The sequence below is a fragment of the Paraglaciecola sp. genome, from assembly GCF_030730205.1.
In the GTDB taxonomy this organism is placed as follows: domain Bacteria; phylum Pseudomonadota; class Gammaproteobacteria; order Enterobacterales; family Alteromonadaceae; genus Paraglaciecola.
The window spans coordinates 2,536-26,237 of record NZ_JANQVQ010000237.1; the positions used below are offsets into that span (position 1 = coordinate 2,536).

18 protein-coding genes are annotated in these 23,702 nt (G+C 42.0%); 10 read left to right on the forward strand and 8 right to left on the reverse strand.

Translation table 11 applies throughout. The features are described 5' to 3' along the window. The first annotated feature begins 240 nt into the window (after positions 1–240). From rimO to NWQ57_RS15555, 3 genes are all read left to right on the forward strand, one after another. A complete protein-coding gene (gene rimO / locus NWQ57_RS15545) occupies positions 241–1,668 on the forward strand; it encodes a 30S ribosomal protein S12 methylthiotransferase RimO (protein ID WP_306023075.1) in 1,428 nt (475 codons plus the stop codon). A 26-nt stretch (positions 1,669–1,694) separates the two neighbouring features. Further along, positions 1,695–2,144: a DUF2721 domain-containing protein gene (locus NWQ57_RS15550; RefSeq protein ID WP_306023076.1), complete on the forward strand. Its 450-nt coding sequence runs from the start codon at positions 1,695–1,697 to the stop codon at positions 2,142–2,144. 352 nt (positions 2,145–2,496) lie between these two features. Further along, entirely contained in the window at positions 2,497–3,237 is a 741-nt protein-coding gene (locus tag NWQ57_RS15555; protein WP_306023077.1) for a FlgO family outer membrane protein, read from the forward strand. Between the two features lie 101 nt (positions 3,238–3,338). On the opposite strand, the gene NWQ57_RS15560 is transcribed toward NWQ57_RS15555, so the two are convergent. From NWQ57_RS15560 to NWQ57_RS15570, 3 genes are all read right to left on the reverse strand, one after another. Next, positions 3,339–4,001 carry a FlgO family outer membrane protein gene (locus tag NWQ57_RS15560; RefSeq protein WP_306023078.1) on the reverse strand — a complete coding sequence of 221 codons (663 nt, stop codon included), beginning with the start codon at positions 3,999–4,001 and terminating at the stop codon, positions 3,339–3,341. Between the two features lie 119 nt (positions 4,002–4,120). Continuing rightward, positions 4,121–7,909 (reverse strand): translocation/assembly module TamB domain-containing protein, encoded by a 3,789-nt coding sequence (locus NWQ57_RS15565; RefSeq protein ID WP_306023079.1) that lies wholly within the window; start codon positions 7,907–7,909, stop codon positions 4,121–4,123. Then, positions 7,906–9,627 carry an autotransporter assembly complex family protein gene (locus NWQ57_RS15570; RefSeq protein WP_306023080.1) on the reverse strand — a complete coding sequence of 574 codons (1,722 nt, stop codon included), beginning with the start codon at positions 9,625–9,627 and terminating at the stop codon, positions 7,906–7,908. The genes NWQ57_RS15565 and NWQ57_RS15570 overlap by 4 nt, the downstream gene beginning before the upstream one ends. Positions 9,628–9,958: 331 nt before the next feature. Between NWQ57_RS15570 and NWQ57_RS15575 the strand changes: the two genes are divergently transcribed. Both NWQ57_RS15575 and NWQ57_RS15580 read left to right on the forward strand, forming a co-directional pair. Next, on the forward strand, positions 9,959–10,717 hold the full coding sequence (locus NWQ57_RS15575) for an SDR family NAD(P)-dependent oxidoreductase (RefSeq protein ID WP_306023081.1): 759 nt from the start codon (positions 9,959–9,961) through the stop codon (positions 10,715–10,717). A gap of 46 nt (positions 10,718–10,763) precedes the next feature. Then, positions 10,764–11,624, forward strand: a complete 861-nt coding sequence (locus tag NWQ57_RS15580; RefSeq protein WP_306023082.1) for an amidohydrolase — start codon at positions 10,764–10,766, stop codon at positions 11,622–11,624. On the opposite strand, the gene NWQ57_RS15585 is transcribed toward NWQ57_RS15580, so the two are convergent. Continuing rightward, entirely contained in the window at positions 11,621–12,232 is a 612-nt protein-coding gene (locus NWQ57_RS15585) for an outer membrane beta-barrel protein (RefSeq protein ID WP_306023098.1), read from the reverse strand. The two genes, NWQ57_RS15580 and NWQ57_RS15585, sit on opposite strands and share 4 nt — an antisense overlap. Positions 12,233–12,448: 216 nt before the next feature. On the opposite strand from NWQ57_RS15585, the gene NWQ57_RS15590 reads away from it, so the two are divergent. Genes NWQ57_RS15590 through fghA form a run of 3 tightly spaced genes read left to right on the forward strand, consistent with a single transcriptional unit; the run spans position 12,449 to position 14,917 of the window. Beyond that, positions 12,449–12,874: a hypothetical protein gene (locus tag NWQ57_RS15590; RefSeq protein ID WP_306023083.1), complete on the forward strand. Its 426-nt coding sequence runs from the start codon at positions 12,449–12,451 to the stop codon at positions 12,872–12,874. A 52-nt stretch (positions 12,875–12,926) separates the two neighbouring features. Beyond that, a complete protein-coding gene (locus tag NWQ57_RS15595) occupies positions 12,927–14,045 on the forward strand; it encodes an S-(hydroxymethyl)glutathione dehydrogenase/class III alcohol dehydrogenase (RefSeq protein WP_306023084.1) in 1,119 nt (372 codons plus the stop codon). A gap of 14 nt (positions 14,046–14,059) precedes the next feature. Then, positions 14,060–14,917, forward strand: a complete 858-nt coding sequence (fghA, locus tag NWQ57_RS15600) for an S-formylglutathione hydrolase (protein WP_306023085.1) — start codon at positions 14,060–14,062, stop codon at positions 14,915–14,917. 73 nt (positions 14,918–14,990) lie between these two features. Here fghA and NWQ57_RS15605 read toward each other — a convergent pair whose 3' ends face one another. Further along, positions 14,991–15,350, reverse strand: coding sequence for a PilZ domain-containing protein (locus NWQ57_RS15605; RefSeq protein ID WP_306023086.1), 360 nt, complete (start codon positions 15,348–15,350; stop codon positions 14,991–14,993). Between the two features lie 210 nt (positions 15,351–15,560). On the opposite strand from NWQ57_RS15605, the gene yghU reads away from it, so the two are divergent. Beyond that, a complete protein-coding gene (yghU, locus tag NWQ57_RS15610) occupies positions 15,561–16,433 on the forward strand; it encodes a glutathione-dependent disulfide-bond oxidoreductase (RefSeq protein WP_306023099.1) in 873 nt (290 codons plus the stop codon). 92 nt (positions 16,434–16,525) lie between these two features. Here yghU and NWQ57_RS15615 read toward each other — a convergent pair whose 3' ends face one another. Genes NWQ57_RS15615 through NWQ57_RS15625 form a run of 3 tightly spaced genes read right to left on the reverse strand, consistent with a single transcriptional unit; the run spans position 16,526 to position 20,854 of the window. Further along, positions 16,526–17,734, reverse strand: a complete 1,209-nt coding sequence (locus NWQ57_RS15615) for a hypothetical protein (protein WP_306023087.1) — start codon at positions 17,732–17,734, stop codon at positions 16,526–16,528. Positions 17,735–17,742: 8 nt separating this feature from the next. After that, on the reverse strand, positions 17,743–18,492 hold the full coding sequence (locus NWQ57_RS15620) for an outer membrane lipoprotein-sorting protein (protein ID WP_306023100.1): 750 nt from the start codon (positions 18,490–18,492) through the stop codon (positions 17,743–17,745). 43 nt (positions 18,493–18,535) lie between these two features. Then, positions 18,536–20,854 (reverse strand): RND family transporter, encoded by a 2,319-nt coding sequence (locus NWQ57_RS15625; RefSeq protein WP_306023088.1) that lies wholly within the window; start codon positions 20,852–20,854, stop codon positions 18,536–18,538. 404 nt (positions 20,855–21,258) lie between these two features. On the opposite strand from NWQ57_RS15625, the gene NWQ57_RS15630 reads away from it, so the two are divergent. Continuing rightward, positions 21,259–23,514 (forward strand): acyl-CoA dehydrogenase, encoded by a 2,256-nt coding sequence (locus tag NWQ57_RS15630; RefSeq protein ID WP_306023089.1) that lies wholly within the window; start codon positions 21,259–21,261, stop codon positions 23,512–23,514. Positions 23,515–23,702: the final 188 nt, after the last annotated feature.

Here is a 23,702-nt window from a genome sequence, read left to right on the forward strand (position 1 = left end):
CGCATATCGCATATCGCATATCGCATATCGCATATATAGACAGTTTAAGGCCTGTAACCCTCTACGCAAATTCCGTGTTGAATGTGACTTACGCATTACACCTTACGAGATTCTACTGTATAATCCTGCCATTGGTCATGTCTGGGCTTAGGTAGTATTAAAACCGCCTCAGACACGTAACACTCTTTAGACAATCGCTTCATTTTGATAACAAAATCAAGTTAAGCAACAAGGCACCTCATGACAGTCGAAACATTTAATCCGAAACAAACAACCACTTTAGAAACGCCCGTAAAGGTGCTCGAATCAGGTGCTACCGTCAGCGTATCAACTGGCTCACGTATCGGATTTGTGTCGCTTGGCTGTCCGAAGAACTTAGTTGACTCAGAGCGCATTCTGACTCAATTACGTACCGAAGGTTATGACGTAGTACCCACCTATAATGACGCTGATTTGGTCATCGTTAATACTTGCGGCTTTATCGACTCTGCGGTGCAAGAATCCTTGGATACGATAGGTGAAGCCTTGGCTGAAAACGGCAAAGTGATCGTAACGGGTTGTTTAGGTATCAAAGAAGATGAGATCCGCGAAGTGCATCCTAATGTACTGGCCATTACTGGCCCTCATGCCTATGAAGAAGTGGTGAATCAAGTGCATACCCACTTGCCACAACCGGTGCATAATCCCTATTTAAATTTGGTTCCTGACATTGGTGTTAAATTGACCCCGCGTCATTACGCCTACTTAAAAATATCCGAAGGCTGTAACCATCGTTGTACCTTTTGTATTATTCCTTCAATGCGCGGTGATCTGGTAAGTCGACCTATTGGCGAAATCTTAGACGAAGCTCAACGTCTTAAAAATGCCGGAGTGAAAGAGTTACTGGTTATTTCGCAAGACACCAGTGCTTATGGGGTCGATGTTAAGAATCAGACTGCATTTTGGAATGGCATGCCGGTAAAAACCGACATGAAAGCCTTATGTGAAAAATTAGCTGACTTAGGCATATGGGTGCGTTTGCATTATGTATACCCTTACCCTTCAGTTGATAAGATTATGCCCTTGATGGCTGAAGGTAAAATATTGCCTTATTTGGATATTCCCTTTCAACATGCAAGTCCGCGTATTCTTAAATTGATGAAACGCCCCGCGGCGGCCGAGCGCACCATGGAACGCATTAAAGCGTGGCGCGAAGTGTGTCCAAATTTGGTGATTCGCTCGACTTTTATTGTAGGCTTTCCAGGTGAAACCGAAGAAGACTTTCAAATGTTGCTCGACTTTTTAGATGAAGCGCAGCTTGACCGTGTGGGCTGCTTTATGTATTCAGATGTTGAAGGAGCAAAAGCAAACGACCTACCCGATGCGGTCAGTGAAGAGCTTAAACAGCAACGTCATGAGCGGTTTATGCAAAAGCAAGCGGCCATTAGCGCTGCGAAACTACAAGCCAAAATTGGTTTAGAGTTCCAAGTATTAATAGATGAAGTTACCACTGAAGGTGCTGTTGGTCGCTGTTATGCCGATGCTCCAGAAATAGACGGTAATGTGCACTTAACCGATGAGTTTGATGTGCAGCCAGGTGATATTATCTGGGCGCAAATTATTCATGCTGATGAACATGATTTATGGGCCGTGAAAGTGGATGATGACGTGGAAGTAGACAACGAATAAACTTATTAGAATAGGAAATACTCAATATGGATGTATCAGGCTCTGATCTCGCACAAGTCATTCAAATCGTAGTGGCGCCTGTATTTATGCTAACCGGCATTGCGGGCTTTCTTAATGTCATGTCGGGACGACTTGGTCGCATTGTGGACAGAGCGCGCATTATGGAGCGTCGGATCATGATGTTAAAAAATCCGGCTTATTTAGAAATGTCACAAAAAGAACTTAAAAACTTGTGGCGCAGGGTGAAGCTCATTAACCGTGCAATAGGTTTATGTGTTGCGTCAGCCCTGTTTGTCTGTGGTGTTGTGGTTTGTTTATTTGTGGGTGATTTGTGGCAAATTAATTTTCGAAATGTTGTTGTCGCGCTGTTTACAATTTCGTTGGTGTTGCTCATTTTTGCCCTACTCACTTTTTTAAAAGAAGTACAACTTGCCACTCGTACCCTGCAAATGGGCAAAGAATTTATTGAAGAATAAGCCTTTGTTTTATCGTCATTGATTAGCTCAAAGAGCGCATAACAATGCGCTCTGTTTTACAGGCAAGCTTGCTAAGCCAAGCCATTCACCTTCATCTTATCTGCACCTGACTGTTTCTTTATTGGCATTTTAATTGCAAATTCCTTTGCTAGAATAAGAGTATTCGGCTGTTACTGCCTTTTGCGTGCAACATCAATGTGGAATAGGGCAAGTCACTGCCTAATGCATCGTATAAGCGGTAAGGAGTTGCCGTTGTAAATATGCCATTTAACGACGCCTTATGTGTCCCAATTGCTCAGCTGTTTGTTAAATAACAACCTGATAGTCGAGCCCTATTTGTTAGGAGAATTACATGAAGATCCAATGTTTAAGTTTATGTGTGGGCATCGCATTAAGTGGCTGTGCAAACTTTCCTAATGAGGCCTACGTCACATCAGATTCAGAACAAGATAAGCAGTTCTATATCGAAAGTGGTCAAAGTCAGGTTGTTCAACAACCAAGTGCGACTAACACGAATCAGTTGGAAGCCAGTGCGAAGTTTCAAAGCCAATTTAAACAGCAATTTAATGCGCAAAATAAAGCCAATAATTACAGTAAAATGAACAATGTTGATCCTAAAAACTTCAATATAAACCATTATGTGCGTGGCATGATGCAAGACTTGGTGAGCAATCTACAGTACGTTAACGCTGAAACCCCAATGGCGGTTACTAGCTTTGTCTTTTTAGACAGTAACTTTGAAGAAGCCGATGTGTTGGGTAATCAGATTGCCGAAAGTTTTATTCACGAAATACATAAATTTGGTATTCCTGTTATTGATTTTAAAACCACGGATTACGTGCGTGTTACCCCCACTGGTGATTTTGTGCTAAGCCGTGATTTTTTAGAATTACCCAGCAATTTACCGGTGCAATACGTTTTGTTAGGTACCTTAACCAAACACCAAGACGGCGTATTGGTCAATGCTCGAATTGTGGGAATATCCAGTAAAGCGGTAGTGGGTTCGGCGCAGAGTTTTTTACCTGCTGAGATCACTCAATCAATTAATTCTAATGGCTTAAAAGACGGTATTAAACTCGTCAGCAGCCAATAAACCAAGCGAAAAAAACGCAGTCTTAATTAGGCTGCGCATTTGTTCTAGATAAGGCATATTTCTCCCTCACTTAACGCTTAATATAGCGAATCATTAATACGCTACTGCAATTCTGTTAGCATTATATTGGGGATAAGTTTTGAGGTTGCAGCCACGACAACATTGCTACTTACGCCAACAATCCTAGCGTTAATCATCATGCCTTTATTGTTCTTTACCATGGTACCGGTTAACACGTAGCCAATGTTTTGCGCAGACTTTAGTTGCATAGGATCGCGACTTAAGGCGAAATCACCCGTGGGGCTGACCGCGATATTGCCAGTGACCTTGTGGTCATTTACCAACAACCCCACCTTGCGCAATTCTGTAATAAAACTTTCGGCAAGCTGGTTACCTAAGCTATCAGCGTTATCTAGGGTCGAATCAAGCTGTACAAACGAGGTCACCGCGATGGGATATTCCATACTTAAATCCACTAACTCGCGACTTAAGTCTATGGCCATCTGCTCCACGTAATTGTCTAACATTTGAAAATGCACTGGTGTTGAAAAAGCAGTTGGTACTGAGTGCGCGCGATATTGAGACAAATCGAGTGTGTCCTCGTTTGACGGCTCTTCAACCACTGCGCCACCACATGGATGCCCATCACTGCACGCTGCTTGAGGGGAGCTTGCGACTGCAGCGGGTTCAAATATAGAACAAGCCGATAACGCCATGCTCATGGCCAAAATTACACTGTAGCTAAGTTTGTTGTGATGCGTCATTTTTATGCTCAATTACCGATTAACTTTAGATCTAACAGCAAATAGTAGGCCAAAAATTTAAGCTTTATCAATCATCAGTATAAGACGTTTTACATGGCAAACCACTGCACTAACCGAGTTTATTGTTGCGCTTTTAACTCTTTTTGCTCTTTCACTTTTTCGTTTTGGCTGCCTTCGATACTGAAACTGTAATAAATATCTATGGCAGTGCCTACACCGTTGACGGCCTCAATGTATAACTGTGGTAACAGTTCATAGCGTATTGCTACCTCTGACACTGAATCAAATACACCAATACCGTAACGTAATTGCACACCTGGGGCGACATATCCCGATACGGATAATTGGGTTCCATCGCCTTGACCACTGGTATCTAAGGCGACATCTTTAAAGCCCAATTTTTGGCCTATATTGGTCACCATATTTTCACTTTGCCCTAGGCCAAATCCGAGTAACATGTTGGTTAAGATTATATCTTGACTGTCACCACTCGACTGCCCTAGACCTCGTCCGGTCAACATATAGGACAAGCTTTGTTGCTGCTCCATTGAAGGCTCTGAAAACACTTCAACCTTGGGATTCTCCGCCACACCACTTACCCTAATACCGGCAACAACATCATCTGCAGTTAACTTCGGATCGCGTACCGCCTCAATATTCAAATAAGGACTATCTAAGGGGCCATTAAAAGCAATGTCACCCTCACGGATCAGTAAGTTTTGCCCATAGGCGCGGTAACGACCATTGATTAATTGCACATCACCATTGGCCACCATACCTAGTTTACTGCTTTCAAGTTGCATGGTGCCGCGTAAGTCCGTGGTTAAACCAAAGGCATCGAGTTTTACCTCGTTACTTTGTTTGGGATCAACTGAAACAAGTACACGTAAATCGATGATCTGTTGTTCTTGTGATAGTGCTTTTTCTTGCTCAACCAATACAACATCCTTGGAAGGAGAAACAGTGCCCTGAGGCAAGTCACGTAATTTGAAACGCGCATAGGGTACAATTACTTCTCCACGGACTTTGACCGTATCGGGCGAAAACTGAACATCAATGTTAGGGCTAACCTGTGCTCTTAACATGCTTTGGTAATCGAGCTCTAAATTTTGTCCAGCTATGTTGATTTGACCACTTACATCAGGGCGCCACGCCAGTTTACCGTTGATGGTTCCTTTGCCCTTACCTAATAAATAGGTTCCACTGAGCGAAGCTTTATCACCTTGCAACTCTAGTGTTTGGTTAACATCGCTCACAATTAAGGGAATATTCTGCCCTTGCACTGCGCCGTTGCTGAGCATAATAGAGCCATTCACTAAAGGTTGTTTTAGGGTGCCACTTATTTGCGCATCACCGGCTAGTTTTCCCTCCAACTTATCAAGTTCGGGAATAAAGACCCTCAATGGCGCAAGGTTAATTCGGCTGAGATTAAGCTCGCCTGTGATGGGTCTGTCTAGTTGGTCTGCATGAGTCCCTGCCTCTCCCTGTAAACCTAGAGCTACCAAACCAATTTCTGGCCCTGATAAGGTAACCTGGGCATTCACATTCTGTTGAGAAATTTGGGCATCGAGGTCAAATTCTTCAATGACCAGTTCAAGGCCTTTTTTATCTGTGTAACGCCAAGTAGCTGGACTCAATTTAGCATGAAGCTGGGCTTCGGGGAGTTCACTTAACAACCATTGACCTTTTATCGATAAACTTAATTGACTAGTAGAGTCAATTGGTGGAAACGCCGGCACCACTCGCTGTAACAAAGGAATAAGATTGAGATCATGTAAGGCAATATCCCACTTGGCTTGCTGGCCTACAAAACTAGCTTGTTTGATACACAAATCACTTTTTTCTTGCTGCCAGCAATGCGGAGAAATTGAATAAGCCTGCTCCTGCCAATCCGCAGAAATCGTAAAAGGCTCGGCTAACTGCAAGGAAGCGTAGGTGGATTCGATTTGTCCTTCTAACCAGCGTCCTTGCCACGACGTGCTTTGTAATGAACCTTGGATTTTCGCCAGCAAATTGGTTTTATTACTGGTGGTATCAAGCAGTAATTCATGAGCCGCGGCATTGCCGCTTAGGCTTAGTCGAGCTTGATCGATCTGATTATTCACGCCAATAATATTTTGCACGTTTAGTTCAAGAGAAACCGGTTTGATATCGTTCCAAATAATCTGTCCTTTTCCATCAAAGGCTTTAACGTTGATATCGGCAAATGCCAACTCTTGACCTTGCAAGCTATACTGCAATGAAGGTTGTTCAAGACTACCGCTAAGCTTAGCATCAAGTGAAAAGCTACCTTGCATTTCGGCAATACTTTGCCCAATGTTAGCGGCGTTGACCATCACATCCACATCAAGCTTTCGCTCACTGTCTAGCTGACCATTAAGTTGAATGGAGTTTTCACCATTTCGAATACTGAGTTTGTTAAGCACCACAGCGGCAGAATCGTCAAGCTTGGCACTCCCTGTGATATTAAGTGGATAATTTCGCCACAGACCATTGATATCTAGCTCACTTAATTCTGCCTGCCACTGTCCAGCTGAATTAAACACTCTGGCTTGCATTCCACCATTAATATCTGCTTGGTAATCAGGTAACATGACGCCAGGATTGATATGTTGCATATCAATACGACTGGTAATCTCTAGACTATTGGCAAACGCCACCTTGCCCTTAGCAACAATATCCCCACCTAAGGTGTTGAGTTTTAGTAAGTCAAGCACCAGTTGCTCTCTGTCCGCCTTACCTTGTAAGGTAAATGAAGTGCTAGGAATACCCTGGCCCGCTATTTTACCATTGCCCTGTAAGCTAAGCCTGTCGAGATCGCCCACTAAACTTATTTGTCCTTGTGTTGATTGAAATTGCTCTGCCAACTGCGTTTGATGACGTAAAGGCCAAGTGAGATTTTGCCACGATATTGTGAGGTCAAGAGGGAGCTTGTCTTTAGCCAATTCTGCCTGAAGAGCTATAGAAGCATTTACGAGCCCGCTGGCTGTCACATCAGCATTAAGCTGTTGTAAGTCGCCTACTGAGGATACGCTAAGATTGACGACTCCGCCCTGAGGTTCTTTGTACTTTGCGCCTAAATTCAGTTCATGTTGTAAGTTTCCCTCAAGGCCTATATCGGCAGTAGCAGAAACCTCTCCTAGCTTATGGCGAACAATGAACTGCCTGACACTTAAGGTTTTATCATCGGCCTTAGCGGAAAGCTGAACTGACGATAACTGAAGCCTCGTTTGGCCATTAGTGCTCAAGGTAAAGGGGCTGATGTTAAGGTCAGCTAGGTCAAAAACCAGCGGCAAATCAATCGCAAATTGCGTAATTGGCTGATACTCAAATGCCGTCCACTCAGTTGGTTTACTGGCGCCAGCAGCATCATTTGACAAGATATCAAACTGTAGAGCATTGATATTAAGGGTTTCAACTTCAAGTTCTTGCTCAAAGTTAAGGGAGGCGCTGAGGCCTCTCCAACTTAGGTTTAATTGATCTTGTACTGTAAAGTCTAAGACGCCAAGTTCGAGTCGTTTCACCCGTAAATAAAAGGGTAAGGTAAGCTTGTCCAAGGGCTCTGCGGTAGATTTTTCATTGGCTATAGGGACAATGTTAACCTGAATATTGCCAGATTTGAGATGTTCGATACACACCGATAATGACCAAAGACAGCCCCAATCAAGGTCTAATTGCACGTTTTCAATATGGATATTTATCGCGTTTTGCTGCCACTTCACCTGGTTCAATTGCAGTTCGGAGCCTAAGCCACCACTTTTGTAATCCAGACTTAATTCGTCAAGCCAAGCATCTGCACCATTAAGCAGTACGTGGCTCCCCCAAGGTGTAAATGCGAGTAAACCTATAAGCATCAGACTGCATAAAAGGGCTAAAAATGTCATGCCTGTCCATTTGAATATTTTCATAATGCTGGCCCCATCGAAAAGTGCAAGCGCGTGGTTGACTCGTAGCTGCTATTGCCCCAACCAAGATACATGCGTACCGGACCAACGGGGCTTAACCAATTGACACCGGCGCCAATACCAGTAGCGTAGTCGCCAGAAAAATCATTGGTCGCAGTACCGGCGTCAACAAAAAGAGCCAAACGCCAATTTTCAGCAACGGGATAACTGTATTCGGCACTGCCCACTGCCAAATAACGCCCACCGGTTAACTCTGTATTGTTGTTTTCATCCAAAACGAAAGGCGATAAATCTCGATAACCAAAGCCTCGAATACTTTGATCGCCACCGGCAAAATATCGCAAACTTGAGGGCACTTGATCAAAATCACTGGTTTCAATTGCACCTAGGTCAGCCCGCAATAACACCCTATGCTCGTCCCAACTGCGCAACCATTTTGTTTGAGCGGTAATCCGAAGCAGGTTTATATCTGAAAACAAGGCATCAGCTGCGCCTTCTACGGTGAGGGTTTGTTTATCCCCCCAATAGACGTCTAATCCCCCTTTAGTTCGCAGTCGACTAAGCGTAAATCCGGGGGTTAATAAACGCGTGGTCTCTTCATCGTCTAAGCCTTGGGTAAAGGTCTCTTGTTCTAATCGTAAAAACACGGCCCTTTGCCAGTCGGAATCTGGCACAGTCCAATAACGAGTCGCTGACATGGTATAACGTTTACTGTTGGTATCATTATCATCTTGGGACTGAAAACCGACCTGAAAACTTGCGTAGTTTTTTACTGGATCTTCAATCGGAACACGATAATCCAGGCTAATTGATTGCTCTGGGCCTGAGATAAAAAGCTCTGTCCCCATTGAATGACCGAGACTATTTACCCACGGACGCTGCCATTTTGCGGTAAAGCGCGGGCCAATATCAGAAGAAAAACCAGCACCTAAATCAAAGTTATCTCGGGGTTTGTGAGTCAAAATAATTTCTATTGGCACGGCATAGTCCTCGGCATCTTTAACAAGCGGGCGCACGAGTACATGTTGAAAATATTGGGTTTGTTTTAAACGCTGGTTAAGTATCGATAACTTATTTGCCTCATAGGGTTCCCCTTCACTAAACGGCAACGACTCTAAAACTAGGGATTGGGCGCGCTGATCCTCAGGAAAACGTAATTCACCAAAGTGAAAACGCTGGCCCGTTTGCATCTTTAACGTAATAGTGGCCGTGGCTGAAGATTCGAATACTTTTATGCTGTGTTCGGTAAACTTAAAATCAAAGTAACCAAGCGACAAAGCCACGTTTTGTAGCTTCGATTTACTGGATTCATAGTCTGCGTGATGTAAGGGTTTATTTGCCGACAATGGTAAATTGGCCATCACTTGTTGAATAATGGGATCTTGTTTGCCCTCCCCCTCCAACGCAATATCTAATTGTTTGATAGTGGTAACAGGACCTAGTTCTACCTCGATTTTCCAGCGACTATTTTTGAGCTTAGCATCGGGCAAATTGACCCGTATTAGGCTTTGATAATATCCATAAACTTCAACCGCTAATTTCACTTTTTCAACTAACTGCAACTGATACTGTTCAAACTGATACGTTGCTACGGGCGGCTCTATACTGTCAATATGGGCATTGACATTAGTCAGGATTTTGTCATTTTTAATGCCTTTAACATCAACGTTTGCAGCCCACAGCGCTGAACTGCCTGCAGATATTGTGACAAATAGCAGCATATTGTAGAAAAATCTTTTCAAACTTAAAGACAAATCATCTCTCTCTGTATTTAAAGTAATCGTTAGTGGAATAGAATGTTGAAACAGCAGCTTTTGAACCTAGGAGGCGGTGCAAGTTCATTATTTTTGTTGTTAATCCAACTGAGTAAGGGCAGATTTTACAATATTCAACCAAGCATGTATGCCAAGCCTAGCAACTTTTTAGTGTAAAGTTGTAAGCAATGATTCTGTTCAGAGCATTCGTTTATTCGTATTTAATTATCACTTGGTAGCACATTAACTTTGCTTTACCCTAAGCCCTCTTTGGTAATTTTCATGGTGCAATTAAATTATGACTCAACAACCCTCACCTTTTCCTGTCTGTATTGTAACGGGAGGGAGCGCAGGCATAGGTGAAGCCATATGTGAACGATTTGCCCTTAATGGCTACCATGTAGTCAATTTGGATATTCAAAAACCAGCACTAAAGCTATGTAATATTGACTGGTGGCCCTGTGATTTGAGTGATAGCGCTGAAACACGCACAGTGTTAAATAAGGTATTGCAACAATACCAAAGAGTCGACGTACTGATCTCGAATGCCGGCATTCATTTTTCCGGTACCATCGAAACGACCTCCGATGCTGAGTTTGAGCGAGTTTTTGCCTTAAATGTTAAGGGGGCTATCAATGCGACCAAAGCCGTTCTTCCTTTGATGAAAGCACAGCAAGCAGGGGTTATTTTATATATGGCTTCGGATCAAGCTCTTATTGCTAAGCGTAACTCCTTTGCTTACAACATGAGTAAAGCTGCCCTTGCTTCGTTAGCAAAAACCACCGCATTGGATTACGCCAGTTTTAATATTCGTGCAAATGCCATCTGCCCCGGCACCATCGAGACGCCATTGTATCATCAGGCGATAGCGAGATACGTCGAGAAATCCGGAGCAGATGAACAACAAGTTCATAGTGAAGAAGCCGCATTACAACCCTTGGGTCGATTAGGGCAATCAAAAGAAGTCGCCGCGATGGCATTCTTTTTAGCCAGTGAGGATGCCGCATTTGTTACCGGAAGTTTGCACGTTATCGACGGTGGGTATACCGCGCAGTAAGGTAGATGTCACAACACGTAATTAAACCACAGCAAATAGAGCTGACATGACACAAAACATTGTTGATCCCCATCTCCATTTATTTGCCTTAGACTTAGGTGACTACGGCTGGCTAAAACCAGATAAACCACCCTTTTGGCCTGATAAAAAAACCATAGCAAAAAATGTTGGTGAAGCGGATTTACGCCTGACTGAGGGCCTAAATTTAGCAGGTTTTGTGCATATTGAAGCAGGCTTTGATAACGAGCATCCTTGGCGAGAAATTGATTGGCTTGAGTCAACGTGCAAGCTTCGCTTTAAATCGGTTGCTTGCGCTAATTTATATTCAACTGACTTTGCTCATACTATGCAAATTTTAGCTAAGCGAAAATCAGTAGTTGGGATCAGGCATATATTGGATGATGAGGCTTTAGCTATTTTAAGCCATCCACAATGTGCACGAAACTTTGCCGTTTTAAATGAAATGAACTTAAGTTTTGATGCACAATTCCCAGTGCATGATACTGGCGCTGTTCACGAATTAATTAAGCATGCAAAGCAAAATAAAAACCTCAGAATAATTATCAATCACGCAGGTTGGCCGCCAGTTTCAGGCACAATTGAAGATAATAAATGGCAGGACAATATTCACTATTTACGGGATTGTGAAAATATTGCGATTAAATTGTCAGGCTGGGAAATGGCCAATCGGCAGTGGTCTTTTCAAGCTATAGAAAAGCCACTTAAAAAAGTAATTACGTGTTTTGGCTCACCTAGAGTGATGTTAGCCAGTAACTTTCCACTTTGTACCTTGAGTCGTCCCTACCTAGAGTTATGGCAAGGCTACAAAAATGAATTGCATCTAAGCGCTAACTTATTCCAACAACTTGCATACAACAATGCGGCTCATTGGTACAAATTAAATTAAAAATTGTAGCGTAAACCTAAATATGCAGCGCTCGCAGTAAAATTATTCTCGCCTTTGATATATTCAATTTCAGTTCTAAGCATCGTTCTTGGACCAATAAAAAAATCAAAACCAATACCAATTACACCAGCTATACCGCCCTCGTCAAATTCACAAAACGTATAGGTTTCTTCTGCACTTAACGCAATTGAAGTGCCCTTACCTAATGCACAGCTCTGCTCACCCTGTAACACTTGTTGCCCCTTGGTATCTGTTTTGAGTAGGCCAACTCGATAGAATAATTCACCAGCCGGCCCTGCTGCTTTACCTAAAAACGCGGCATAAAGCGCCGTGGCGTCTAAGGGCATACTACCATCTTGTAATTGCGCCATGGAGCTGGGCAATTCAGTGGCCAGCGAGTCATTCGCTAACTTTTGAAAACCTGCTTCAAAATACCATTGACGCTCAATTTGATAACCGATACCCAATTTATACGACATGGACGTCAAATCGGCACTACTAAACTCTGTGTTTGCTGCGCCAATAGTCGATACCCCGTATAAGCCTTCTACCGCTCTACTATGCCCTGCGACTACGCACAGCAATACGGCAAAAATTGACATTCTCATTTTCAAACTAAACGCTCCTTTAACCTACTTAAGGCAAGACTACAGAGACAACAATGAACTAAATATTGCAACATAACATATTGAAATACAAACAAAGATAGCGTCAACTTGATAATAGTTTTAATTCGCTCAGTACGTGATGTGTGCGATTAATGTTTGTCACTGCCATTGACTATTCGTTAGTATAGAGCGAATCACTAGCCCTTGGATGAACCATTGAGACATTTTATAAAAATAGGCCTTGTTAGTTTGGCTTTAACAGCCTGTGCGGCCAGCGAACCCGAACCCATTATGACCGATGAAAAGTTTGAAAGTCGGACCTTGGCCGATGGCTCAATTGAATTTGTGTTTGGTATCTCATGGCGAAATACTTCTCAAGATTCCTTACGCAGTAATAATCAACGAGACTATGAGCGCAGTGACTCGCGCGATGGTTCGCGCATGGAAAGGGCTGACCGCGAACAAAAAGCCAAGCGTTTTGCGGTATTAGCAGATAATCAAACCAAACTAGAGCTAGAAGATAAAGCGGCAGAAAGCTTACAAAAAAGACTAAAAAAAGAAAAGTTATGTGCTGATGGTTACCAAATAGATGATGTATTTTGGCGCGATGCAGACATTCGATTATTGGGTAGTTGTTTGTAACTATTTGCTGACGCCCTAACATTCACCAAAATTAATTGCTAAGGAAAATAAAATGCAAAGTATAAAAACAAGAGCGGCTGTTGCATGGGCTGCGGGTCAGCCTCTAAAAATTGAAGAAGTGGATCTGGCGCCCCCCAAAAAAGGCGAAGTATTGGTCAGGATAGTGGCCACGGGTGTATGCCATACCGATGCCTACACGCTGTCTGGCGATGATCCTGAAGGTTTGTTTCCCGCCATTTTAGGTCATGAAGGTGCTGGTATTGTTGAAGCAATAGGGGAAGGTGTGACCTTAGTTGAAGTAGGTGACCACGTTATCCCTTTATACACACCAGAATGTGGTAAGTGTAAGTTTTGTTTATCAGGCAAAACCAATTTGTGCCAAGCAATTCGAGCAACGCAAGGCAAAGGATTGATGCCAGATGGTACGAGTCGTTTTTCAATCAATGGTCAACCCATTTATCATTACATGGGCACATCAACCTTTGCAGAACATACTGTAGTACCCGAAATCGCCTTAGCCAAAATCCCGAAAGAAGCACCACTTGAAAAAGTTTGTTTACTAGGATGTGGTGTGACAACAGGTATGGGTGCTGTAACCAATGCAGCTAAAGTCAAGCCGGGAGACACCGTTGCGGTATTTGGTCTTGGTGGCATTGGACTTTCTGTTCTGATTGGCGCAAAAATGGCGCAAGCCGGACGTATTATTGCGATTGATATTAATGAAGATAAGTTTGAAATTGCTAAACAGTTAGGCGCAACGGATGTGGTTAATCCAAAAGACTACGATAAACCTATCCAAGATATCATTGTTGAAATGACAGACGGTGGTGTCGATTATTCTTTTGAATGCATTGGAAATGTCAATGTGATGCGCTCAGCCCTTGAATGTTGCCACAAAGGCTGGGGAGAGTCTGTGATTATTGGCGTAGCAGGCTCGGGGCAGGAAATTTCAACTCGTCCTTTCCAATTAGTTACTGGCCGAGTTTGGCGCGGCACCGCGTTTGGCGGTGTTAAAGGTCGCAGCCAATTACCCGATTACGTGCAGCGCTACATGGATGGAGAATTTGAGTTAGATACCTTTATCACCCACACCATGGCCTTAGAAGACATCAATGACGCGTTTGATTTGATGCATGAAGGTAAATCGATTCGTACTGTTGTGCATTATTAAGAAGGAGATATGTCATGGCAAATGCCACTGAACTTGCTGAATTAAGTGCCAATAAATGTTTTGGTGGTTGGCAGAAGCGCTATAGTCATCGTTCGAAAACACTCAATTGTGAAATGCACTTTAGTGTATTTTTACCTCCTGCTGCTGCAACCAACAACCGTTTACCCGTGTTGTACTGGTTAAGTGGCCTCACCTGTACTGATGAAAACTTTTCAACAAAAGCAGGTGCACAGCGCGTAGCGGCTGAGTTAGGTATTATGTTAGTTATGCCAGATACGAGTCCCCGCGGTGACCATGTGACTGACGCTGCAGATGGCGCTTACGACTTAGGTTTAGGTGCAGGGTTTTATGTCAATGCGACGCAAACACCTTGGCAAGAGCATTACCAAATGTACGATTATATCGTTGAAGAATTGCCCGCCTTAGTGCAAAAAGAATTTAAGGTAAAAGAAAAAGCGGCGATTGCGGGCCATTCTATGGGCGGCCATGGAGCATTAACCATTGCCCTATCAAATATGAAACGTTACTGCTCTGTGTCGGCATTTTCACCTATCGTTAATCCGCTTGAATGCCAATGGGGACAAAAGGCTTTTACTCATTACTTAGGTGATAACAAGCAAGATTGGCTTGCTTACGACAGTTGCAATTTGATGCGCCAACAGGGACAGTTTTTACACATCCCAATGCTAGTGGATCAGGGTCTAGATGATAATTTTTATCTGAGTCAAAAATTAACAAAACCTTTAGAAGATGTGGCCAAAGAAATCGGTTACAAAGCAGATTTTAGGTATCACCTAGGCTACGATCATAGTTATTATTTTGTCTCTAGTTTTATCGAAGACCATCTGCGGTTTCACGCTAAATATTTATAATAACCATTCTTATTTTTTAGCTACAATCGAGTCAAACTTCTTTTTAGGATGACTCGTTTTGATCTTTATTGCCTTAAACCGATGCGTTGTGCGGTACTTTTCGTATACATTCAAAAAGATATTCACCGACATCTGACGCCCCGTTTTCTGAGGAAAAGGCAATACCGCATTCATTCTGTTCAGAGGTATGTCTTACCATGCCTTTGATGGTCATGGGGGTGGATAAACTTGCGCTGGTTAACACGATGCTTATTTTGCTTAAAGACGGGATATTGGGAAGTGCTGCTCCTAACTTAATTTTAATACCAGAATAACTCATGTCTACGACACCACCCGTTAACACTGTCACATGGTCTGAATCAGGATCGGTGAAACAGATATCTGCCTGTAAATCCTCTACTAAGACTCTTGAATGCTGTCGTTTTTCGAGCATTTTACCCTCTATCCTTGATAATATGACCCTAGTATAGGCTGCAATACCCGAGATAGGTAGAGAGCTAAGGCATAAAATAGAAAGTTACTATTTGATCTTTTAGCGTCGTGCCCCAATCAAAGGAATAGCACTAAACGGGGTGATTTAGATAAGATACTAAGAATGATTCAAAGTTTTCATTATTTATAAAGACAATAATAAGGAGCTAACATTTTGAATAATAATTATACGCCTCCCAAAATATGGGAATGGGATAAAGAGTTCGGCGGCAAGTTCTCAGGGATCAATCGCCCTACTGCCGGAGCTAGAGAAGAAAAGGCTTTAAAAGTAGGTGAACATCCTTTCCAGCTATATTCGCTTGCGACACCCAATGGGGTAAAAGTGACTGTTATGTTTGAGGAACTATTATCCTTAGGTATCAAAGAAGCTGAATACGATGCTCATTTAGTCAATATCATGGAGGGAGAACAATTCACTAGCGGTTTTGTGGCAGTCAATCCAAATTCGAAGATTCCGGCATTAATGGACCACAGTACAACTCCCCCTACTCGCTTGTTTGAGTCAGGAGCAATGCTGTTGTACTTAGCTGATAAATTTGATGTGCTGATACCCAAGGAGCCAGTCAAACGAACAGAGTGTTTGTCTTGGCTGTTTTGGCAAATGGCTAGTGCACCTATTTTGGGTGGCGGCTTTGGTCACTTTTATGCTTATGCACCAGAAAAATATCAATACCCTATTGACCGCTATACTATGGAAATAAAACGTCAGCTAGATGTGCTCAATCAACATCTTGCGAACAATCGGTACATGTGTGGTGATGAATACAGTATAGCTGACATCGCAATTTGGCCGTGGTACGGCGCCTTGGTGACCAATAAAGTTTACGAGGCGGCTGAGTTTTTACAGACTCATGAATACACACATATATTGAGATGGAATGATGAAATAGTCCAAAGACCGGCTGTGCAACGAGGCCGGATTGTCAACCGCACGTGGGGAGAGCCTTCGAGCCAATTGCATGAGCGTCATGATGCCAGTGATTTTGAAACAAAAACTCAAGACAAACTGACCAAATATCAATAAAAGAAGGGAAAATAAGGGGCAAGGATGCCCCTACTATTAATAATGTACTGGTGATAAACAGAATAGAAATTACGCTATTTTATACTCGTGACTTAGAAGTAGTACTCCAAACTGAATTGAGCATAATCGTCTCTGCGCAAAAAGTAAGAAATATCAGTTGGCTCATCACTTGAAAATAAATAAGCATCTACTCGCCATTTCCAATGATCATTAATCCGACTCGAAGCTTCAATAAAACCAGAGCGCACACCTGAATAATCTAAATCTTGAACCATACCAAAGAGCACTTCGGTTCCATCAAAATCATTCAGTACCCACCTTGCACCAATTAAAATGTCATTTTGAGCAGTAGTTGTAGCTAACTCTTGGCGATCGTCATATTGATATTCTACCAACCATCCGATGTCATATACAGAATCGAACACTCCAACAGAGGTGTATTCAAATCCACCTACCATCGCCCAATAGTCTTGCATATTTCCTGAACGTTGAATCGCTTCAAATTTTATAATCCAAGCTTCAACAATAGCAAGTACATCGACACCTACTTGTTGAATTTGTGAATAATAAGGGCGAAGTACAAATTCATTGTCGCCTTTCATTGAGGGGATAAAATCAGGCTCTCGAGAGGTTCCGTCAAAGTAAGACAAACCCACTTCCCAATCACCAAGGGTATGTTGCCAGCGTAGTGCCCAATCGAGGTTTTTTTCCTCATCACTTGATTCGTATAAGGCATTATCAGTATCGATTTCTACAGGGCCACGCAAACGCCCATCCATACCGGCAAAGGTGCGTTCTCTAAAATAAGGTAATACAAATGCCGTAAAATTTCCCCATTCTTTATACAAGGATAAAGACACCATCGCTTGTCCCAGCTTATCTTCACCATCTATGGCTTCGATAGCATCGGTTTGATTAATAATATCAACCAAATGTAATGATTCTGCTTGGCCCCAAAAAACCTTACCAATACCAGTTTTAATTTCCCAGTCATCACCGATATGCGCCCATAAGAATTCTCGGATGTCACCATGGGTTCGTTTCTGGTCATTTTGATCAAGCCTGACAAAACCACGAAACAAAATAGTATCTTGACCATCGTTTAACGCGGTATACAACTCAGGGCTGAAATATACAGACGCATTGTCTCGGCTTTGCTGCGGATACAGCGCATCTTGCAAAAAATAACGTTGTTCAAATGCAGCAGTTCCAGTGTACTCAATATCTAACTCGGCCTGAGAAGCACCAGCAACAGAAAAAACCACTCCGCTAAGTAGATATTTTATTAATGTATGTTTCATTAGTTCCTCTAACGAGCTCGCATTAAGCTGTCTTTATCAAAGTCATTTTCAGACAAACCTGTTTTAAACTCTAAAGAGTGGGTAATTAGATCGGTGCTTTTGCCGTTTTGACGGTTGTCCATTCTTAATTCCATTGGACGCCAAAACTTGTCTAAAAAAAGCTGATAATCGTGCATGGTCAATACCTTTAATAAGCTGCCCTTACGATCGTAATATTCAGACTTAAATACGCGATAATGCTCTTTATCAACCCACGTGATATTTTTGCTATAACCTGAATCTTCTTCTAAAGGCACCTGTTCTACCACATAACAGTCCATTCCCTGATACTGCTCGTCACGCAGATAAGTAAATTTAAATTTTTCAATTTCAAAAGAGCTCATATCTTCAAATGCAAACTCGCTGCCCATAAATGGGCCCGATTTATTTTTTGATTGAATGCGTTTTACCTTTTTTAACTTAGGCAAAAACATCCACTGATCGTCGGGCTCAAGAGGATGGGAAAAGTTCAGGAATGCGGTACCTTTAACATCCAAAGGTTGGTCAAATATCGTCAGGCCTTTATCACCGTCATCAATGACTTCGAGTGATTTAACCCGCATTTTACGCTCTGTTTCGTCTCCTTGCCGATTCCGTAAAATCATACTTGTTTCAGCGACTGAGTCAGACCAACCTTCATCACGAGATTTTTGTTCTTTTGCTATTGCCAAGCCTTTCTCTTGGGCACTCTGAGAAAAAGCGCTTGTACAAAACAACATTGTTAACAATAACAAGCTAAATGATGTTCTCGTAGTTGTCTTTCTATTCAGTAAAATTTTCATTGAGCGACTGTCCTTTAGTTTGTTCTTTTCTATCAAAAACCAGTAAAAAAGCGGGTAAAAACAATAGATCGACCGCTAACGCGACCAAAATAATTACGCTGGTTAACATTCCCATATCGGCATTCAAAGCAAACGGCGACAACATTAAAACCGAGAAACCTAAGGATAACACAAGAGTCGTAATCACCAGCGCCTTACCTACTGTTGCAAAAGCATAACGCACAGCTTCATCCGCGTTTTTGCCAGCTTGTCGAGCATGTTGATATTTGCTTAGAAAGTGAACCGTGTCATCGACAATGATACCGAGAGTCATACTCAAGACAACCGAAAGGCCAAGATTTATTTCAGCAGAGTAGGCTCCCCAAATACCAAAGCCAATTAAAGCTGGTAGTAGATTTGGCAATAAGCTTATAAAGCCTAGACGAAAAGATTTAAGTGCAAAAATCAATAGACCTGAAATGAGGACTAAAGCAACCAGAGTACCTTCAATCATACTTGCCATATTAGCTTCACCAATATGTGCAAACATTAAGCCTGGACTTGCACTTAAAATAACAAGATTAACAGCGCGTTGATCGAACCACGTTTTGGCTCTACTTTCAAAACCAGTTAATTCTTTACTACCGATATTTTTTAATGTAACTACCAACCGGGTCGCAGATTTATCCATATTCATTTGGTTATTGAGATCTAGACCGTAGGGTAAAGACATCTCGTATAACAGCAAATATTGCGCAGCTAATTCTTTGTCATCAGGTAACGCATAGAAGTCGACATCATCGCTGTGCATATTTTTATTCAAACGCTTAAAGGTATCGCTGATTGAACTGACGTGGTCGACCTCAGGTTGCATGCGCAACCATTGACTAAACTCCTCAGTAACTCTCAATACTTCCGGTGAATTAATGCCACTTTCTTGTTCTGTGTAGATAGCAAAATCAACGTATGTCATTCCACTTAAATTTTGTTCTTGAAAATCAGTTGACTGTCTAAATTTAGTTGAGTGGTCAAAGTACTGGGTTGGCGAATCATTTAACTGGTTTTTCCAAGCAAAAGTGAATGCCAAAAGTGTTACGAATACACATAAAGGTAGTAACTTTCTATGGCGCTGAATTACCCATTCACCAAATTTCTCGGTGCGTCCTGAACTTTGAGACGGCGCCTCAAGAGGCTTAATGGGTAACAGCATAATTAAAGCTGGCAATAAAAACAGCGAGAAAAAACAAGCTAATAAAACGCCTATTGTGGTCAAATTACCTAAATCCGCTAGTATGGGCACCTCAGCAAAATTCAGTGTTAAAAACCCTGCTCCTGTTGTAAGAGTCGTGATTAAAACCGGTTTGAAATTCGACTCCAAACTGCTAAGTAACGCTTCAGATTTAGTCTTCCCTTGGCGCATGCCAAGCAACATTGATGACACTACATGAATGCAATCGGCTACAGCCAAAGTCATCACCATAGTCGGTACATTAACGGTTGCAGTACTTAGGAAAATTCCAATCCAACCCGCTAAGCCCATCGTGCATACGATACTTGCGACAATAACAACCACGGTTGAAAACATACCAACTACTGTCTTCAGCGCTAACCACATCACCACTATAATGGTCAAAAACATTAATGGAACAAGTGTCGATGCATCTTTTGTAGCTGCTTTTGTAAACGCATCATTTAATGGGATAACACCGGTGAAATAAAAAGAATATTCAGGATATAAAAGTTGGTACCGCTCAGTCATAGCTGTAATAAACTGACTAATTTCAGTCACTTCTTTTGTCTGGTCACCATCTGGTAAATTAACGCTGATGTTGATCATGGTGACATGCCCTAGGGGCGATATCATCCTGTCGAGTAGATTAGGTTCGTCAAGAGCGATCTGTTTAATGTTAGCTAATTGACTCGGTGTTAGATCATCAATATTTTCTACTAAATCTTCAACAATTAAATCGTCATCTTCTGACCACGTGTGTTGAAAATTTGTAATGGAATCAACCCGCGTGGACAGGGGTGTTTGCCAAGCTTCTTCCGTTAATTGCTGCACTAATTTGAGAGTGCTTTTTTCGAAAACATTGCCAGAATGTGGCGCAATAATAATGCTGACATTGTCATTTTTACTGAAACTATTTTGCATTTTTTCGTATGCGACAAGCTGGGGATTATCAGCTTCAAAAAATACTCTAAAATCACCTCGAAAATAAAGATTTTTACTCCCTATGGCCGCTACAACAACTAATAGAAAACACAGAAACAACACCATTTTGGGGTATCTAACAGGCAAACTAAGCAGAGTGTTTTTCAAAACATATCCTTTTTAAAAGGTCGTTACTAAATGTCGATATTAAGCTTACTATGAAAAGAGCGACTTAAACGTCTATTTAAAGATACGTTGTTGCTATCTAAACAGTGCATTTGTTGTCTACTTTACCCATTCGAAATCACGTTAAGCCGTTAAGTTCGACTAATTATAACCAATTCTCACTAGATCTGATGTAAAACAGTATCATATTTCGTCATTTATTCCTCCTTATGTAAAAAAATGTTAGGCCTTAAAAATACACTTAGTCAATTGATATAATTAACTTTTATTTGAACCCTTAGTACAAACCACCCACATTTTATTTACAAAATCACAAAACAGTTTTGATCTATTTTGGAAAAGCAGTATTATAAACATCAACTGGTCAGATGAGCGGATGAGTAAAAATGAGTATTAGAACTAGCCTTAAAAAAGTATTACCCCCTATTTCACTAACTGAACAAGAAGCCTTAGACGCTGGTGATGTTTGGATTGAATCTTCGATATATCAAGGTAAGCCAGACATGGCTGCACTGCGCGCCATTCCCGGTGCAAAATTAAGTGCTGAAGAACAGGCATTTTTAGACGGTCCTGTCACCACTTTGCTAAATATGGTTGACGACTTTGCCTTACAAAACGGTAAACACATTCCACAACATATTCTTGATTACCTGTCAGTTAACAAATTCTTCGCGCTTATTATTCCGAAGAAATTTGGTGGCTTAGAATTTTCACCGTATGCAAACTCAACAATTGTAGCGACAATAGCAGCCAAAAGCGGCGCGATTGCTGTGACGGTTATGGTGCCCAACTCTTTAGGCCCCGGTGAGTTACTTATGCATTATGGAACTGCAGCGCAGCAAGAGCAGTGGTTACCGAATCTTGCCGTGGGTAAGGATATTCCTTGTTTCGCCCTAACGAGTCCTGAAGCTGGCTCTGACGCAGGTTCTATTCCAGATGCAGGTATTGTTACCAAAGGTATGTGGAACGGTGAAGAAGTACTTGGATTATCGGTATCGTGGGACAAACGTTACATCACGCTTGCCCCTATCGCCACAGTACTTGGTTTAGCCTTTAAAGTCTTTGATCCAGAGCAGCTGTTGGGAGAAAAATTAGAGCTCGGTATTACCTGTGCATTAATTCCTAAATCTCATCCTGGCGTTCAACTTGGCAACCGCCATGATCCAATGGGGATGCGTTTTTACAACGGAACTACCCGTGGAGATAAGGTCTTCATACCTATGGACTTTATCATCGGCGGTCAAAAAAATATCGGGCGTGGCTGGCAAATGCTAGTGAGCTGCTTAGGTGCAGGACGAGGTATTTCATTACCCGCAATGGGCGTGGCATCTGGCCAATCTGCGCTTAAGTCAACCGCTGAATACTCGTTTGTTCGTGAACAATTTGGCGTACCAATTGGAAGATTTGAGGGTATTCAAGAAAAACTAGCTGACATTGCTGGTAAAACATTTGTCCTTGAAGCCATGCGTGTTCTTACTACTGAAGGGCTAGGCCTTGGTTTAAAGCCATCTGTGGTAACCGCTATTGCCAAGTACCACATGACAGAGTTGGGCCGCGATGTGAATAGCAGCGCAATGGACATCCAAGCAGGTAAAGCCATTCAGCGTGGGCCGCAAAACAATCTGGCAGATGGTTATGCCGCTCAACCTATCGCAATCACTGTTGAAGGTGCAAACATACTGACCCGAAGTTTGATGATTTTCGGTCAAGGTGCAATGCGCTGTCACCCTCATTTAAAAGAGATGGTCGATTTAATCCACAGTAACGATAACAATGCTGACGCAGAATTTAACAAAGTATTGATGAAAACAGTTGGTTTCAGTGTCAAAAACTCGCTACGTAGTATAAGTAAAAGCTACTTGCCGTTTTTACGTGGCTCGCAAACCGCTTTGCCTGAAGTTAAAAAATACGAAAAACGAATTAATGCATTATCAGCAAAATTAGCGCCTTTGGCTGATTTGTCATTGCTCGTACTTGGCGGCGACCTGAAAAAGGCTGAAATGTTGTCTGCACGTTTAGGTGATGTAATGAGTTATCTATACGCAGCTATGGCTGTTGTGCGTTTTTATGAACAGAAGGTCAGCAACCGAAATGAAGCGAAACCTTTCTTCGAGTATGCAATTCAGTGGACTTTACAACAAGGTGAGCAAGCACTTGTCGATTTTGTTGATAATTTTCCTAATACAGCCACTCGAGGCCTCATGCGTGTTTTAACTAACACCTACACTCGTTCAGTTAAAAGTATTTCAGACAAACTAAAAAGGGAATTGTCTGATGCGACCATGCAACAAAGCAGCATAATGCAAGAGTTGACTCACTTGATAAAAGTGACTCCAGGTGATGCAAATGACATTAACGAGCGTGCCTTTGTTGCTAAACACGCAGTAATGCCGCAACTGAAAATAATTCAGAAAGCATTAAAAACTAACCCAGTTGTGCCATTTATCTCATTTGAACATGCCGTGAATAAACTGCACGAAGCAGGTCAATTGAGTGGTCAAGACTTAGCGCTTGTATTGGATTACAATGAGAAGCGTAAAATAGCGGTTCGGGTAGACGAATATACGTTTGATCTTGAATTACTCGATACCGAGTTAAATATAGTTAAAGAACAAACAGCCCCACAGGCGAATGCGGCATAACTAAAAACGGTTAAACTATGCCAAGGGCGATAAGGTAACTTCATCGCCCTTTTTTATATTACAGTAATTTTCAGAGTAAACATTGTCCCTTGGTTTGCTTCAAAAAAATTTAGTGAAAAACATACTTAAAACTTGTTCTAACAAGGCTTTTGCTTTTTACTAGCCATTCAATGAAAACTTGCTTATCA

What these genes read in the sequence shown, in the direction of transcription:
- rimO (WP_306023075.1), top strand. Translation starts at nt 241, where the DNA reads ATGACAGTCGAAACATTTAATCCGAAACAAACAACCACTTTAGAAACG.
- NWQ57_RS15550 (WP_306023076.1), top strand. Translation starts at nt 1,695, where the DNA reads ATGGATGTATCAGGCTCTGATCTCGCACAAGTCATTCAAATCGTAGTG.
- NWQ57_RS15555 (WP_306023077.1), top strand. Translation starts at nt 2,497, where the DNA reads ATGAAGATCCAATGTTTAAGTTTATGTGTGGGCATCGCATTAAGTGGC.
- NWQ57_RS15560 (WP_306023078.1), bottom strand. Translation starts at nt 4,001, where the DNA reads ATGACGCATCACAACAAACTTAGCTACAGTGTAATTTTGGCCATGAGC.
- NWQ57_RS15565 (WP_306023079.1), bottom strand. Translation starts at nt 7,909, where the DNA reads ATGAAAATATTCAAATGGACAGGCATGACATTTTTAGCCCTTTTATGC.
- NWQ57_RS15570 (WP_306023080.1), bottom strand. Translation starts at nt 9,627, where the DNA reads ATGCTGCTATTTGTCACAATATCTGCAGGCAGTTCAGCGCTGTGGGCT.
- NWQ57_RS15575 (WP_306023081.1), top strand. Translation starts at nt 9,959, where the DNA reads ATGACTCAACAACCCTCACCTTTTCCTGTCTGTATTGTAACGGGAGGG.
- NWQ57_RS15580 (WP_306023082.1), top strand. Translation starts at nt 10,764, where the DNA reads ATGACACAAAACATTGTTGATCCCCATCTCCATTTATTTGCCTTAGAC.
- NWQ57_RS15585 (WP_306023098.1), bottom strand. Translation starts at nt 12,232, where the DNA reads ATGAGAATGTCAATTTTTGCCGTATTGCTGTGCGTAGTCGCAGGGCAT.
- NWQ57_RS15595 (WP_306023084.1), top strand. Translation starts at nt 12,927, where the DNA reads ATGCAAAGTATAAAAACAAGAGCGGCTGTTGCATGGGCTGCGGGTCAG.
- fghA (WP_306023085.1), top strand. Translation starts at nt 14,060, where the DNA reads ATGGCAAATGCCACTGAACTTGCTGAATTAAGTGCCAATAAATGTTTT.
- NWQ57_RS15605 (WP_306023086.1), bottom strand. Translation starts at nt 15,350, where the DNA reads ATGCTCGAAAAACGACAGCATTCAAGAGTCTTAGTAGAGGATTTACAG.
- NWQ57_RS15615 (WP_306023087.1), bottom strand. Translation starts at nt 17,734, where the DNA reads ATGAAACATACATTAATAAAATATCTACTTAGCGGAGTGGTTTTTTCT.
- NWQ57_RS15620 (WP_306023100.1), bottom strand. Translation starts at nt 18,492, where the DNA reads ATGTTGTTTTGTACAAGCGCTTTTTCTCAGAGTGCCCAAGAGAAAGGC.
- NWQ57_RS15630 (WP_306023089.1), top strand. Translation starts at nt 21,259, where the DNA reads ATGAGTATTAGAACTAGCCTTAAAAAAGTATTACCCCCTATTTCACTA.